The 14,279-nt window shown below is 68.8% G+C and carries 14 protein-coding genes; 6 read left to right on the top strand and 8 right to left on the bottom strand.

Features of this window, described 5'->3' with window-relative positions; translation table 11 throughout:
- Nucleotides 1-19 precede the first annotated feature (19 nt).
- The 3 genes from HR086_RS20900 to HR086_RS20890 are packed head-to-tail and all read right to left on the bottom strand — an operon-like array spanning nucleotide 20 to nucleotide 2,063.
- Nucleotides 20-1,243: a deoxyhypusine synthase family protein gene (locus HR086_RS20900; RefSeq protein ID WP_141642914.1), complete on the bottom strand. Its 1,224-nt coding sequence runs from the start codon at nucleotides 1,241-1,243 to the stop codon at nucleotides 20-22.
- A 58-nt stretch (nucleotides 1,244-1,301) separates the two neighbouring features.
- Nucleotides 1,302-1,580, bottom strand: coding sequence for a hypothetical protein (locus HR086_RS20895; protein WP_174455018.1), 279 nt, complete (start codon nucleotides 1,578-1,580; stop codon nucleotides 1,302-1,304).
- 12 nt (nucleotides 1,581-1,592) lie between these two features.
- The gene (locus HR086_RS20890) at nucleotides 1,593-2,063 is read right to left on the bottom strand and encodes an Rrf2 family transcriptional regulator (RefSeq protein ID WP_141642912.1); all 471 of its coding nucleotides are present in this window, start codon (nucleotides 2,061-2,063) and stop codon (nucleotides 1,593-1,595) included.
- An 81-nt stretch (nucleotides 2,064-2,144) separates the two neighbouring features.
- On the opposite strand from HR086_RS20890, the gene HR086_RS20885 reads away from it, so the two are divergent.
- Nucleotides 2,145-2,963: a PHP domain-containing protein gene (locus HR086_RS20885; protein ID WP_141642911.1), complete on the top strand. Its 819-nt coding sequence runs from the start codon at nucleotides 2,145-2,147 to the stop codon at nucleotides 2,961-2,963.
- Nucleotides 2,964-3,150: 187 nt separating this feature from the next.
- Entirely contained in the window at nucleotides 3,151-4,119 is a 969-nt protein-coding gene (locus HR086_RS20880) for a deoxyhypusine synthase family protein (protein WP_141642910.1), read from the top strand.
- Between the two features lie 11 nt (nucleotides 4,120-4,130).
- On the opposite strand, the gene HR086_RS20875 is transcribed toward HR086_RS20880, so the two are convergent.
- On the bottom strand, nucleotides 4,131-5,603 hold the full coding sequence (locus HR086_RS20875; protein WP_174466494.1) for a D-arabinono-1,4-lactone oxidase: 1,473 nt from the start codon (nucleotides 5,601-5,603) through the stop codon (nucleotides 4,131-4,133).
- A 212-nt stretch (nucleotides 5,604-5,815) separates the two neighbouring features.
- On the opposite strand from HR086_RS20875, the gene HR086_RS20870 reads away from it, so the two are divergent.
- A complete protein-coding gene (locus HR086_RS20870) occupies nucleotides 5,816-7,492 on the top strand; it encodes an arylsulfatase (protein ID WP_174466493.1) in 1,677 nt (558 codons plus the stop codon).
- A gap of 27 nt (nucleotides 7,493-7,519) precedes the next feature.
- On the opposite strand, the gene HR086_RS20865 is transcribed toward HR086_RS20870, so the two are convergent.
- Entirely contained in the window at nucleotides 7,520-8,926 is a 1,407-nt protein-coding gene (locus HR086_RS20865; protein ID WP_174466492.1) for an aminotransferase class V-fold PLP-dependent enzyme, read from the bottom strand.
- Between the two features lie 56 nt (nucleotides 8,927-8,982).
- Between HR086_RS20865 and HR086_RS20860 the strand changes: the two genes are divergently transcribed.
- On the top strand, nucleotides 8,983-9,210 hold the full coding sequence (locus HR086_RS20860; RefSeq protein ID WP_141642906.1) for an amphi-Trp domain-containing protein: 228 nt from the start codon (nucleotides 8,983-8,985) through the stop codon (nucleotides 9,208-9,210).
- 9 nt (nucleotides 9,211-9,219) lie between these two features.
- Here the strand turns inward: HR086_RS20860 and HR086_RS20855 are convergent, their stop codons facing one another.
- Complete coding sequence (locus HR086_RS20855; protein WP_174466491.1) at nucleotides 9,220-10,785, bottom strand: methyl-accepting chemotaxis protein; 1,566 nt, start codon at nucleotides 10,783-10,785, stop codon at nucleotides 9,220-9,222.
- A 247-nt stretch (nucleotides 10,786-11,032) separates the two neighbouring features.
- Between HR086_RS20855 and HR086_RS20850 the strand changes: the two genes are divergently transcribed.
- Both HR086_RS20850 and HR086_RS20845 read left to right on the top strand, forming a co-directional pair.
- The gene (locus HR086_RS20850) at nucleotides 11,033-11,404 is read left to right on the top strand and encodes an NADH-quinone oxidoreductase subunit A (protein WP_141642904.1); all 372 of its coding nucleotides are present in this window, start codon (nucleotides 11,033-11,035) and stop codon (nucleotides 11,402-11,404) included.
- Between the two features lie 6 nt (nucleotides 11,405-11,410).
- The gene (locus tag HR086_RS20845; RefSeq protein ID WP_141642903.1) at nucleotides 11,411-11,974 is read left to right on the top strand and encodes an NADH-quinone oxidoreductase subunit B; all 564 of its coding nucleotides are present in this window, start codon (nucleotides 11,411-11,413) and stop codon (nucleotides 11,972-11,974) included.
- An 83-nt stretch (nucleotides 11,975-12,057) separates the two neighbouring features.
- Here the strand turns inward: HR086_RS20845 and HR086_RS20840 are convergent, their stop codons facing one another.
- Together HR086_RS20840 and HR086_RS20835 are read right to left on the bottom strand one after the other, a co-directional pair.
- Nucleotides 12,058-12,426 carry a PaaI family thioesterase gene (locus HR086_RS20840; protein WP_246137189.1) on the bottom strand — a complete coding sequence of 123 codons (369 nt, stop codon included), beginning with the start codon at nucleotides 12,424-12,426 and terminating at the stop codon, nucleotides 12,058-12,060.
- A partial coding sequence (locus tag HR086_RS20835; RefSeq protein WP_174466490.1) for a sulfatase-like hydrolase/transferase occupies nucleotides 12,416-14,279 on the bottom strand: 1,864 nt, incomplete at its 5' end. The genes HR086_RS20835 and HR086_RS20840, both read right to left, overlap by 11 nt.

Below are 14,279 nucleotides of genomic sequence, written 5' to 3'. Positions count from 1 at the left end.
GCCTGGGGGCCTGGGGCGTTCAGCGGACGTAGGCTTCGTGCTTCTTCGCGTCCTTCTTGGTGGAAGGCTCCGCCTCCTCCACGCTCCAGTCCAGCGTCTTCATCAGCGCCTTGCTGCGCTTCTTCACATCGGCGTCGAGGAAGGTGATGGCCTCCGGCAGCCGGTCCATCAGCCGCATGGGCTTGCGCTTGTTCTTCGGCTCGTTGAGCAGCGCGTGCGTCAGCCAGGGGAACACCGCCGTCACGTCGCAGTGGACGTAGACGGAGCCCGTCTCCACCGCCTCCACGGAGACCTTGCCCCAGGTGTGGCCCTCGCCCGCGGGGCAGCTGGACAGCGCGCCGTTGTCCACCGGGTCCACGCAGAACTGCACGTCGATGTCGAAGCCCGACGTGGGGACGTTGAGAATCTGGTCCAGCAGCGGCTCACCCTGGAGCGTGTAGTTCTTCGGCACGCCGCCGCCCAGAATCCAGATGGCCAGTCGCTTGCTGCCGTTGTGCCGGCAGAAGTGCTGCATCGCCGCCATGGAGTAGACGTCGTCGTTGATGTCGAGCTCGAACTTGAACTCGGGCCCGAGCAGGCGCTTGAGCTTGACGATGTTCAGGAAGATGGAGCCGTCCTGCACCGCGCCCACCCAGATGGGGACCGCGTGCTTGTAGCAGGTGGACAGGAGCGACGGCTGCTTCACGCCCAGCTGCTTTTCGATTCCGTGGATGGCCTTGCCGAGCAGGAAGTGGAACTCCGGCGTGGTCATCTTCTTCTGGAACTCGGGCTGCCGGATGATGGCGGAGAAGAGGCGGTCGGTGTCGAGCAGCGCCTCCTCCCAGAAACCCAGGTCATAGATGCGGATGATGCGCGCCAGCCGGTACTGGAGGTCGCCCGCGTTGGGGTTCACCTCACGGATGGCGTGGCCGATGATGCGGTGGGCGTCGTGGTACAGATTCGCGCCCGTCGTGGTGATGGCGGAGATGACGCCCTTCTCGATGAGGGGAATCAGACAGCTCTGGTGCAGACCCGCCGGCGTCATCGCGCCCGACAGCGTGAGGAAGATGGACGCGTCGTCCTCCATCGACTTGGACATCAGCTCGAACGCGGTGCGCTCCTGGCGGCCCACGTAGGCGCTGAAGGCGTGGGCGAGCAGTTCCGCCGGCCTCTCCTTGCCGGTGATGGGACGGGGGTCCGCCTTGCGGGCGCCGGAGTACGCGGAGCGGAGGGACTTCTTCGGGTTCGAGGAGGTCTTGGCCATGGCGCGGCGATCTAACACCGCCCGCCCGCCAAGGGGAGCACCGCCTGAGCCCCCGCCCCTACTTGTCGCGCTTGCGACGGCTGCCGCGCTTCTGGGGGGCGGCGTCGACGGCGGGCGCGCTCAGCACCCGCTCCCGGACCTGCTCGGGCGTCAGGTCCCCGGTGTCCGCCACCACACAGGAGACGAAGGCCAGCTCCGCGAGGGCCCTCCGGGCACGCTCGCGCTCGGCGGAGTCCTTGGAGCCCAGCGCCTCCGAGGCCGCGGCCACGTAGCTGCTGGCGAGCGACTCGAAGAGGTACACCCGGTTCTCGATGCTCGTGTCGGATTTCTTGGCCATGGGGCGGGCAGTCTAGGCCCGCGCCGTCACGGCCGGCGAGCCGGTTTCCGACGGGGCCCGCAGCTCTGTCATCGCCAGACGGTCCAGCGTGGTGGAGCGGTACACGTCCAGCATCCGCTGCTGCCCCAGCTTCCAGACGCCGTACATGGTGCAGCTGCCGGTGGCCTTGCAGCCATCGTGCTGCGTGTCCTGGCAGACATTGACGTGGACGGGCCCTTCCACCGCCTCGATGACCTCCAGGAACGTCACCTCGCGGGCGGGCCGGGACAGCGCGTAGCCCCCGTGCGCGCCCCGGGTGGACCGCACGAGCTTCTGGGAGACGAGGACCTTGAGAATCTTGGCGAGGAAGTCCTCGGGAACGTCCATCCGGCGCGCGATTTCCCGGAAGGGAACCATGCGCTCCAGGGGTTGTGAGGCCAGGAAGGTCATGGCCCGCAGCCCGTACTCAATCTTTCGTGAGATTTGGAGTGGGTGCTGCGGCATCGCTCTTGACGTTGTCCGTGGTTTGAAGAAGAGCCTAGGTCGCGACAGTGCGGCTTTCAACCGCTCGCCCCGGAGCCCGAGATGATCGACCTGCACTCCCACACCACCGCCAGCGACGGCCAGTACACGCCCACGGAGCTGATGGCGCGCGCGGCGGCGGCGGGGGTGACGGTGCTGTCGGTGACGGACCACGACACGGTGGCGGGGCTGGCGGAGGCCGGCGAAGCGGCGCGCGCTCACGGCGTGGAGCTGGTGCCGGGCATCGAGGTGTCCGCCTTCGTCCTGGGTCGCGAGGTACACATCCTCGGGCACTTCGTGAGGCCGGACGACGAGGACCTCGCGCGGTTCGCCCAGCGCCTGCGCGGCGAGCGCGAGCAGCGCATGGAGGCCATGGTGGCCCGGATGCAGCAACTGGGCTTCCCGGTGCGCATGGAGCATGTGCTGGCCGTCGCGGGGGATGCGCAGTTGGGCCGGCCGCACCTGGCGCGGGTGCTGGTGGACCAGGGCTGGGCGGTGGACATGAAGGCCGCGTTCGACCGCTTCCTGGGGACGCGGGGCATGGCCTGGGTGGAGCGCTTCAAGCTGGACGGCGCGGACGCCATCCGCCTCATCCGCAACGCGGGCGGCACGGCGACGCTGGCGCACCCGGGCTCGTCCAAGGCGGAGCGGATGGAGATTCGCGAGCTGACGAAGGCGGGGCTCTCCGGCCTGGAGGTGCTGCACGCGGACCACAACCCGGGGCTGCGGCAGAAGTATCTGGCTCTGGCGAAGGAGCACGACCTGGTGCCCACCGCCGGCAGTGACTTCCATGGAGAGGCCGTGTCGCCCGAGCACCGCCTGGGCACGGCCGCGATGCCGCCGGAGTTGTTCGCGAAGCTGAAGTCCCGCGCCGCCGCCTGAGCTCCCTGCCCGCCGAGCAGGCCCGCCGCCCATGTTGCGGCGCGTGGGTGAAGCGAATATACGAACCCCGCCGAGCCACCCGACGCTTCGATGGCGGTGCCAGTCCGGACCGTAGAGCGTTCAGGCGTGGTGTGTTCCTGGCGACAGCCCCCGCGCTTGTACCTCGTGGTCGCCGGGAGCAGCACGCATGGGAATCAGGGACTTCTGTCGGACGCACTTCCGTCACTTCAACGCCGCCGCGCTCGTGGACGCGGCCGAGGGCTACCGCCGTCACGTCGATGGCGGCGGAAAGATGCTGGTGACACTGGCGGGGGCCATGAGCACGGCCGAGCTGGGCATCTCCCTGGCGGAGATGATTCGCCAGGACAAGGTCCACGCCATCAGTTGCACCGGGGCGAACCTGGAAGAGGACCTCTTCAACCTCGTGGCCCACGAGGCGTACGAGCGGGTGCCGAACTACCGGGACCTCACGCCCGCGGATGAGCTGGCGCTGCTCGGACGGCACATGAACCGCGTCACCGACACCTGCATCCCGGAGATGGAGGCGATGCGGCGCATCGAAGCGGTGGTGCTCGAGGAGTGGATGGCGGCGGACCGCGCGGGCGAGCGCTACTTCCCGCACGAGTTCATGTACCGCGTGCTCCGCGGCGGCAAGCTGGAGTCGAGCTACGAAATCGACCCGAAGAACAGCTGGCTGCTGGCCGCGTGCGAGAAGAACCTGCCCATCTGGGTGCCGGGCTGGGAGGACGCGACGCTCGGCAACATGTACGCGGGGCACTGCATCTCCGGGGACGTGAAGAACGTGCACACGGTGCGCACCGGCATCGAGGCGATGCAGACACTGGCCGCCTGGTACACGGACGTGGCTCCGAAGACGCCCGTGGGTTTCTTCCAGATTGGCGGCGGCATCGCGGGCGACTTCCCCATCTGCGTGGTGCCCATGCTGCATCAAGATTTGCAGCGCACCGGCGTGCCGCTCTGGGGCTACTTCTGTCAGATCAGCGATTCGACGACGAGCTACGGCTCGTACTCGGGCGCGGTGCCGAACGAGAAGATCACCTGGGGCAAGCTGGGCCTCGACACGCCCAAGTACATCGTCGAGAGCGATGCCTCCATCGTCGCCCCCCTGCTGTTCGCCTACGTCCTGGACCAGTAGCGCGCGGCGCTTCAGCCCCAGGAGACGACGGGCTCCGGTGTCGGCGCGTCTTCGTCCCGCGTCTCCAGCCTCCGCGTGGGGCCGAAGACGCGGGCCACGAAGTCGTTGACGAACTTCCCATCGGGGTCCTGGGCGCGCTGCACGGTGCGCAGCGCGTGCCAGCGCACGCCATACATCCGCTCCATGTCCTCCTCGGTGGCGCGCGTCGCCTTCCCCAGATGGACCTGTCCGCCGTACTTGAGGAAGATCTGCTCCGCCTCCGCGAAGACGGAGCTCGAGTCGACGGACAGGCTGGGCGCCAGCTCGATGAAACACGTGCGCCGTCCCACGCCCGGCCCCACCGTGGCCATGGAGGTCGCGGGCGTGAAGCGCACCTCGACGATGCAGACGAAGCGCCGTCGCTTCAGCAGCTCGAACACCTCCTGGAGACACCGCTGATGCACGGCGAAGGGCACGCCGTACTCAATCTCATCGTGGTGGTAGAAGAGCTGGCGCGAGAAGGCGGAGCACATGGGGAGCACCGTCCTGCGTCCCTGCTGCGTGAGCTTCATGAAGAACAAGCCGACCTTCGCGAAGGGCTCCGTCAGCATCAGCACCCGGGACAAGCCGAGCAGATAGCCCGACAGCGACATGTCCAGCAGCTCCAGCCCCATCTTCCGGAGGTGCCAGAACCGCGATGGAGGCCGCGTCGACCGGTTCCACACGTTCATCCGGACGTGCTCCGCGTCAATCCCGCCCACGTAATAGAAGCTGACGTGGTCATTCGTGCCGAGGATTTCGTCCAGGTGGTCCTCGGCCCACCGACGCGGGACGACCTCCAGGCGCTTCTCCAGGTTGAACGCGGGGACACACTGGAGCTCCAGCTCGGTGACGACACCGCAGGTGCCAATCGAGCCCGCCACCGCATGGAACTCGGGCGTGCCGCGCCGGAGCGTGCGCGCCTCGCCCGCGGCGTCCACCACGCGCAGCGACAGCACCTGCTCGGAGAGGAAGCCATGCGACCTGCCCGTGCCGTGCAGGTCCGTGCCAATCAGCGCCCCCAGGCTCTGCGCGTTCGTGGACCCGAGTACCGGTAACGCAAGGCCGTGCTCCAGGAGCCGCCGGGTGAAGTCGCGCAGCCGGATGCCAGCCTGGACGCGCACCACTCGCCGCTCCATGTCGACCTCCAGGACGCGGTTCTGCGCATCGAGCGAAATCAGGGTCCCCTGGGTCAGCGGACAGCGGTTGAACGAATGTCCCCCGCCCACGACGCGGACCTTCTCCGACTCACGGACGATGCGACACAGCTCCGCCTCCGTGCCCGGCGTCTCGAAACGCTCGGGCTGACATTCGAAGGTCCGGCTCCAGTTGCGCCAGGTTCCGCGCCAGCGGGCGAAGTGACCTTCGTGAAGTGTCTTGGTGCCACCCGACGCGACATAGACAGCGGTGTTGAGCGTGTTGATGCGCCACGTGCGCGCGATGCGGCGAATGCGGTCCAGCGTCATGGGTCCCCCCTCGTTTCTCGAAAGAGGGAGGCGCAACGGCCGCGGGTGTGAGTCATTGGGGCGGGGCGACGCTCGCCTGGACGCACGGGTTCGGGAATGGAGCCGGCCGACCACTGCCCCGCAGGGCAAGTCGCCCCTCACACCACCCCGCCTCACCTTGCCTGTCGGCCGGACGGATTTCACCGACGGCGGGACAGCGGGGGGCGGAGCGAATGGCGTTCATCGGAAAATCCAAGAGCAAGGGCAACGGCAACGGCAACGGCCACGACAGCAAGCAGCCGGGGAAGAAGCCGAACATCCTGGTCATCTGGGGTGACGACATCGGCCTGTGGAACGTCAGCGCCTACAACCAGGGAATGATGGGCTACCGGACGCCCAACATCGACCGCATCGCGAAGGAGGGCGCGATGATGACGGACTGTTACGGCCAGCAGAGCTGCACCGCGGGCCGCGCCGCCTTCATCACCGGCATGAACCCGCTGCGCACGGGGCTCACGACCATCGGCATGCCAGGCGCCGCCTACGGCCTCCAGGACTCGGACCCCACCATCGCGGAGCTGCTCAAGCCCCAGGGCTACGTGTGCGGCCAGTTCGGGAAGAACCACCTGGGCGACTCGAATCGCTACCTGCCCACGGTGCACGGCTTCGACGAGTTCCACGGCAACCTCTACCACCTCAACGCGGAGAACGAGCCCGAGTGCCCCGACTACCCGAAGGATCCGGCGTTCAAGGAGCGCTTCGGTCCGCGAGGGGTGCTCCACTGCTGGTCCACGGACCGCGACGACCCGACGGAGGATCCACGCTGGGGCCGCGTGGGTCGGCAGAAGATTGTCGACACCGGGCCGCTCACGACGAAGCGCATGGAGACGGTGGACGAGGAGTTCCTCAAGTCCTCCCTGTCATTCATGGAGCGCGCGGCGAAGGACGACAAGCCCTTCTTCCTCTGGCACAACAGCACGCGCACCCACGTGTGGACGTTCTTGCAGGAGAAGTACCGCAACAAGACGGGCAAGGGCCTGTACGCGGATGCGATGACGGAGCTGGATGACCACGTGGGCATGCTGCTGAAGAAGCTGGATGACCTGGGCATCGCGGACAACACCATCGTCGTGTTCTCCACCGACAACGGCGTGGAGAAGATGGGCTGGCCCGACGGCGGCAACTCGCCCTTCCGGGGCGAGAAGGGCTCCACGTGGGAGGGCGGCGTGCGTGTCCCCTGCGTCGTGCGGTGGCCCGGGGTCATCGAGGCGGGCACCGTCATCAACGACATCTTCGCGCACGAGGACTGGATGCCGACCTTCGTCGCGGCGTCGGGCGGTCCCGAGGACATCGTGGACAAGTGCAAGCAGGGCCACACGGTGGGGAAGAAGAAGTTCCGCGTGCACCTGGATGGGTATGACCAGCGCGGGCTGCTCGCGGGCAAGGATCCGGGACAGCGACACGAGTTCATCTACGTGCTCGACAGCGGCAACATCGCGGCGGTGCGCTACGACGACTGGAAGGTCATCTTCAGCTACCAGGATGGCCGGGGCCCGGACATGTGGTTCAGCGGCAAGCGCTTCAACCCCTCCTGGCCCTACATCATCAACGTGCGCTCGGACCCGTTCGAGGAGGCGCTCTTCTCCGGCCTCTACACGCAATGGTACGGCCAGCGCATGTTCCTCTTCGTCCCGGCCCAGGGGCTGGTGAAGAAGTTCGCGGAGAGCCTCATCGACTACGTGCCCAGTCAGGCCCCGGGCAGCCTGAGCATCGGCCCCCTCAAGGACAAGGTGAAGGAGAAGATGAAGGAGACCCAGCGCGAGGGGAAGTCAGAGGTCGGCGACCAGGTGATGGCGCTCGCCAACGAGGTGGAGGAGGCCCTCCACCGCTTCCAGCAGAGTCACGCCTGAGCCCGCGCCCAGGGCCTCGTGACGTGACTACGAGGCCCTGAGCTCCTCCGCCGCCGCGAGCACCTCGTGAACCACCGTCGCCACGTCCCCGGGCGTGGTGCGGTGGTTCACGAAGCAGGCGCGCAGGAAGAAGCGTCCCTCCAGCGTCGCGTTGGAGATGTAGACACGGCCCCGCCGGTTGATTCGCGCCAGCAGTCGCGTGTTGAAGTCGTCGAGCCCCGCGTCCGGAAGTCCGCCCGTGTAGCGGAAGCACACCGCGCTCAGCGTCGCCGGGGAGCGGAGTTCCAGTCCCGCCGTGTCCCGGACGAGCGCCTCCAGGCGCTCCGCGTTCCGCACGTCGCGGCGGATGGCCTCGCGGAACGCGGCGAGCCCGTGGAAGCGGACGGAGAGCCACACCTTCAGGGCTCGAGCGCGACGTGACAGCTCCATCGACTCGTCGAAGAACGCGAAGCCCTCCACCGGGTCCGCGTTCAGGGCGCGCGCATAGTCCCCCGTGAAGGAGAAGGCACGCCGCGCGGCCTTCGCGTCGCGGAACAGCAGCACGCCGCAGTCCGCTGGCTGATAGAGCCACTTGTGCGCATCCATGGACAGGGAGTCCGCCAGGCCCAGTCCCTCGAAGCGCTCCGGGAAGGCCATGGCCGCGAGCGCGCCGTAGGCGCCATCCACGTGCATCCACAGGCCGTGCTCGCGCGTGAGCGCCGCCACCGCCGTCAGCGGGTCCACCGCGCCGGTGTTCACCGTGCCCGCCGTCGCCACCACGGCCAGGGGACGTAGGCCCGCGGCCTTGTCCTCGGCTATCGCGCGAGCCAGTGCGTCCGGACGCATCCGCCACTGCGCATCCGTGGGAATCAGCCGCAGGTTCTTGCGCCCCAGGCCCAGGAGCGCGACAGCCTTTGGAATGGACATGTGGACTTCAGCCGACGCGTACACCACGCCGGACGGCGCGCCGTCCTCATTGGCGGGAGCGAGCGACTCACGCGCCATGGCCAGGGCCATGAGGTTGGCGGAGGAGCCTCCCCCCGCGAAGCTCCCGGTGAAGCCCTCGCAGCCCACCGCGCTCGCGAGGCTCCGAATCACCGAGCGCTCCAGGCTCACCACCGTGGGCGCCGAGCGCCACGCGGTGACGTTCTGGTTCACCACGCTGGCCACGTAGTCGCCGAGCACACCCACCGGCTCGCCCGAGCCGAACACGTACGCGAGGAACCGCGCGTTGCCCGCGCGAGAGCCCTCCATGAAGGGCCGCAGCGCATCCAGCGCGGCGTCTCCGAGGCCCTGCTCGGGGAGTCCCTCGGAGAACATCGCGTCCGATGCGGCGCCGGTGATGGAGGGCGCGATGGGGCGTGAGTCGAGCCCTTCGAGCCACTCCTCGGCCAGGGTGGAGACGCGGTCAGCCAGACGCCGGAAATGCGCGGGGGACAGTTCGAGCGAGCCCATGGGCGCGCACAGTAATGAAGTTCGACGGGTTTGCACGTCGCTGGCAGGATGAAGCGATGGCGAAGCGACCGAAGCGTGACATCGAGAAGGTCTATCCCCGCGCGCAGTTCGTCGCGAAGCTGCGACGCCTCGCGGACGCGGTGGAGAGCGGCAAGGGGTTCAGCATCCAGGTGGCCGGCGAGCGCCTGCACGTCCCCGCCCATGCGCACTTCAGCATCGAGCACGAGCGCGAAGGCGACGTGGACGAGCTGGAGCTCCAGGTCCGCTGGACGCGCGACGAGTAGGCGTCTTTCTCAGCTCCGCGTCGTCTTGAAGCGGCTGGTGACGGCGGTGAGCCCCTCGGCCACCGCCTGGAGGTCCTGGGCGATTCGCGTGGTGCGGCCCGTGGCGTCCACGCCCTGCTTCACCAGCTCCGCCACGTTGCGAGCGCCCTGCACCGCCTGCTCGCTGGACTGACGCTGCTGCCGCGTGGCGATGGTGATCTGCCGCGCGGCCTCGCTGGTGCCGCGCGCCAACTCCACGATTCGCTGGAACACCGAGGACGCCTGTTCCGCCACCTCGACGCCCCGGTCGCTGGTGGCCATGCCCACGCGCGCCTTGGACGCGGCCTCCTCGCCGGAGTCCTGCACCTTCTCGACGATGCGGCCGATGTCCCGCGCGGAGGCCGACACGTTCTCCGCCAGCTTGCGCATCTCCGCCGCCACCAGCGAGAAGCCCCGCCCCACCTCGCCCGCCTTGGTGCCCTCCAGCGCCGCGTTCAACGCCAGCAGGTCCGAGCGCTCCGCCACCTGATTGATGACGTGGGCAATCTTGGACACCTGCTGCAGGTCCTGGTTGAGGCCGACAATCGCGTCCGCCACGCCCTTGGACTCGGTGCGGATGTCGTTGATGCCCGCGACCACCTGCGCCACCACCGCCATCGCCTCGGCCACGGCCTCGTGCGTGCGACGGGCGCTCGACTCCACCACCTCCGTGGAGCTGGAGATCTGCTCCGCCGTGCGGCTCAGCTCCTCGAACGTCGCGGCGATCTGCTGCGCGTACGCCGCCTGCTGACTGATGACGTGCTCCTGGTCCGCGGAGGCGCCCAGCAGTCCACGTGACGCGCCAGACAACTGCTCCGTGCGCGACACCAGCTCCAGCACCGTGATTCGCAGCGTGCCGAGCATCTGGTTGAAGGACTGCGCCATCAACCGCACCTCGCCCGTGGCCGGCACGTCCAATTCCACGCGCGACACGTCTCCACGGGCCACGTCCCGCACCACGTCCGTCACCTGGGACACGGGCTCGACGATGGTCCGCCCGATGAGCGCCGCGAGCAGCAGCCCCAGCACCAGCGCGCCCACCAGCCCCGCCACCACGGAGCCCTTCAGCTCGGTGACGGAGGCCGCCGCTTCGTCCAGGCCCAGGCCGACGACATACGTCCGCTCGCCGCTCGCGCAGCGCACCGACACCTCGCGCAGCGCCAGGAGCGACGTCACACAGCCTTCCCGAGTCACCGCCGTCCGGCCGCGCGCATGCTCGGGCAGTCGCGTCGCGGACTCGTACACGGGGCGGCCGTCCAGCCCGAGCAGCCCCTGATAGTTCACCGTGAAGCCACCCTCACCGTTGACGTCACGGGCCTCCAACTGGGCCAGCACGGTGTCCAGGCGCTCCTTGGAAGCCTCCGTGCCGTCCCACTCCCGCGTCGCCGGGTGGTTGGCCACGAGCGTGGCGAGGACCCTGGCCCGCTTCTGGAGCAGCTCCAGGGAGACCTCGCGCTGCCGGGCAGAGAAGTTCCAGATGCACAGGCCGATGACCGTGAGACAGGGCACGAGCACCGCGATGGCCACCTGCATCCGCAAGCCGAGCCGCCCCCACATGCCTGTCGTCTCCCAAGTGACGCGCTGATCGCCGGCCGCCGGCGCCGCCCGACGGTAGGCGTGCGTCCCCAGAAGCGTCAAACGAGCCCGCTGCTCGCGGGGCATGCGGGGAACCGTCCCAGGCCCCCTGCTCGCCGCCGGAGTCGACAAGCCGTGCTTTTCATCGTTATCTCAAGGGGTTGCGGCACCGAGCAGGGGGACTTTCCCTTTGACATGGCAAGGCCGGTGTCATTAGGTTCCGCGCGCGATGACTCCCTCTCCCCTCTCGCCCTACCTGCCCCTGGCGGTGGTGCTGCTGCTGGCCGGCATCATGGGCGTCGCGATTCCTTTCATCACCTCGCTGCTGGGCCCCAGTCGCCCGAGCGCCATCAAGTCCACTCCGTTCGAGGCCGGCTCCGAGTCGAGCGGCCCGGCACGCCAGCGCTTCGCCGTGAAGTTCTACGTCGTCGCGTTGTTGTTCATCGTGTTCGACGTGGAAGCCGTGTTCATGTACCCGTGGGCGGTGAACTTCCAGGCGCTCGGTTGGTTCGGGTACGTGGAGATGCTGGTCTTCGCGGTGACCCTGGTGGTGGGCCTCATCTACGTCTGGAAAAAGGGCGCCCTGGATTGGGAGAGCTGAGACATCATGGCTGATTCAGACATCGCTCCAGTGCTGACGACCCGCCGCGACGAAGCCATGGGCTTCTTCCAGCGCATGGTCTCCAAGGGCCTGGGTTGGGCCCGCAAGTACTCGCTGTTCACCTACCCGTACGCCACTGCCTGCTGCGGCATGGAGTACATGTCCGTGGCGGCCAGCCGTCACGACATCGCGCGCTTCGGCGCCGAGTTCCCCCGCTTCTCGCCGCGTCAGGCGGACCTCCTGATGGTGGTGGGCACCATCAACCTGAAGCAGGCCCCCATCCTCAAGCGCGTGTATGAGCAGATGACCGAGCCCAAGTGGGTCGTGTCCTTCGGCGTGTGCGCGTCCTCGGGCGGCTTCTACGACAACTACGCGGTGCTCCAGGGCATCGACCGCATCCTCCCGGTGGACGTCTACATCCCCGGCTGCCCGCCCCGTCCGGAGCAGGTGCTGGACGGTCTCATGCTCCTCCAGGACAAGATCGCCAACCAGGTCCACCGAATCGCTGACCGCGAGCAGCCCAACCAGACGGCCGCCCGGCACGACCTGCTCATCTCCATGGGCAAGTAGTCCCAAAGCCTTCGTCTTGCTCCCGGGGCCCCGCGTGCCTCCCCTCCAGAGGGGTGGCGTCGGGGCCCCTGGTGTTTCCGCCCTCACCAGCGGTGGTACGCGGGGTGGCCTTCCTTCACCGCGACGAAGGTGCCCCGGCACAGCGCCGTCACCTTGCCGCCCGCGGTGAGCGTGCCTTCAATCACCGCGCGGTCGCCCTTGAGCTCCACCGGCTTCGCCTCCAGCCGCACCAGCCCGGACATGGGCGTGGGGCGCTTGAGGGTGATGGAGTAGTCGGCCGTCACGGTACACGGCGGAGAGGACGCGCCCTGCGCCTTCATCAGGTGGTACGCCGCCGTCCAGTTGCAGTGACAGTCCAGCAGCGCGCCGATGATTCCGCCGTTGAGCACGCCCGGAAAGGCCTGGTGGTGCTCGGAGGGCGTCCACTCGGCGACGACGAGGTCACCCTCCACGCGGCTGCGGATGCGCAGGCCCTGGGTGTTGGCCGGGCCGCAGCCGAAGCAGCTGTTGTGGGGGGCGTACTGTTCCTGGAGAGACGGGGCGTCTGGAGTCGTCGACATGGCCGGCCACCTTACGCGAGTCCCCTTCCGGCGTCCGTCCTCGCACCGTGTCCAGCCACGACTCCAGCGCCAGCGCGTCCAGCCCTTCACAGTCCCCTTCGCACACGCGCAGCAGGGTGCCATCCGCCTGCGGTCGGTCCACCCACCAGCGATGTCCGTCGAACGCGCCCCGGTCCTTCTCCAACACCACGGCTTCGTGCGCCGCGTCACCCAGCTCCACCACGCCGTCCGGGCGGATGCGGTACGCGTCGAACGCGCGAGGCGCGCCGGGCCAGTGCCCCCTGTCGAACACCTCGGGCGAGACGTGCGTGAAGCCCGTCTCCGCGTAAAGGTTCAACGGAGCCAGCGACTCACCGCGCAAGAGCGGCGCCAGGGACACACCGTCCACGCCGGAGAGCGCGGGCAGGCTCGACAGCTCCAGCAGCGTGGGCCCCACGTCCACCAGGCGCACCAGCGCCTCCGAGGTGGCGGGCGCGACAGCACGTCCCTTCGGCGGCTTCACCGCGAGCAGGATGCGGTTCTCCAAATCGGACAGCCGCGCGCCATGCACGGGCGTGGCGCCCGCCAGGTCCGGCCGGTCCTCGTGGAAGCTCTCGCCGTGGTCCGACATGAGGACGATGAGCGCGTCGTCATACCGCCCCGAGCGGCGCAGCGCGTCCAGCAACATGCCCACCTGCGCATCCGCCTGGGAGATGAGCTCGTCGTAGAGCGCCTCCGCCCCGTCGCGACTCCACCCGCCCTTCGCGCCGGGAGACACGGGAGCGAAGTGCATGCGCAGCCGGCGCTCCAGGGGCTCGGACGACGACACGAAGCGCCGGTAGAAGGGATGGACGGGGTCGCCGGGGAAGTGCGCGGCGGTGGCGTGGAAGGCGAACAGCGTGGGGCCCTGGCTCGCCTCGTCGAGCAGCGTGGACGTCAGCCGCCCGGCGTAGCCCATGGGGTCATGGATGCCAGCCAGCGCGCGGTTGTCGATGAACTCCGGCACCCACGCGGCACCGACGGCATGGTCTGCGAAGACGCCGAGCGCGCGGTAGCGCAGCTTCTCCAGGAGGAAGTTCACCGCGCCCCGCGGAGGTTGCAACCGGGTGGCGAAACCCGACGCGGGCCCCTCCGCGTGGAAGCGCGAGCAGTCCGTGGCGAACACCGTGCGCCACCCCGCCCGAGCAAAGGACTCCGCGAAGGTGGGCTGGAGCTTCATCCGAGACTCGGACGTCAGCGCGTAGCGCACGCCCGTCTCGTGGGGCCAGCGCGCGGTGAGCAGCGAGCGCCACGCGGGCTCCGTCTGGGCCACCGGCGTATACGCCCGCGTGAAGAGCGTGGCGTCCTCCACGAACCGGTCCACGTGCGGCGCCACCTCGCCGTTTCCGCCCAGCGTGCGCAGCCGGTCCGGCCGGAAGGCATCGATGCCGATGAGCACCACCAGCGGAGGCCTGGCGTCCGTCGTCCCGCCACCGCCCGCGCGCCCCGCGACGAACAGCACCACCACTGTGGCCACCAGTCCCAAGCCCACCTGGAGCCGGCGCTTCCACGTCCCCAGTCGGGCCAGGAGCACCGCGACATGCACCAGCGCGAGCAGCACCGCCGCCGCGCGCGGATGCCACGCTGCGCCATGGTCCACCAGCCAGGCCAGGAGCGGACGCACGGCGGGCAGGTCGTCGAAGAGCGCGGGCCGGGAGATGGCGCGGTCCCACGCCAGCAGCAGGACGAGCACGCACCAGCCTGTCGCCGTCGCCCCCACCCCACCC

Source organism: Myxococcus sp. CA039A, assembly GCF_013336645.1.
GTDB classification, from domain to species: domain Bacteria; phylum Myxococcota; class Myxococcia; order Myxococcales; family Myxococcaceae; genus Myxococcus; species Myxococcus llanfairpwllgwyngyllgogerychwyrndrobwllllantysiliogogogochensis.
Note: the sequence above shows the minus strand (reverse complement) of the source record. Positions and strands in the feature narration are given on the sequence as shown.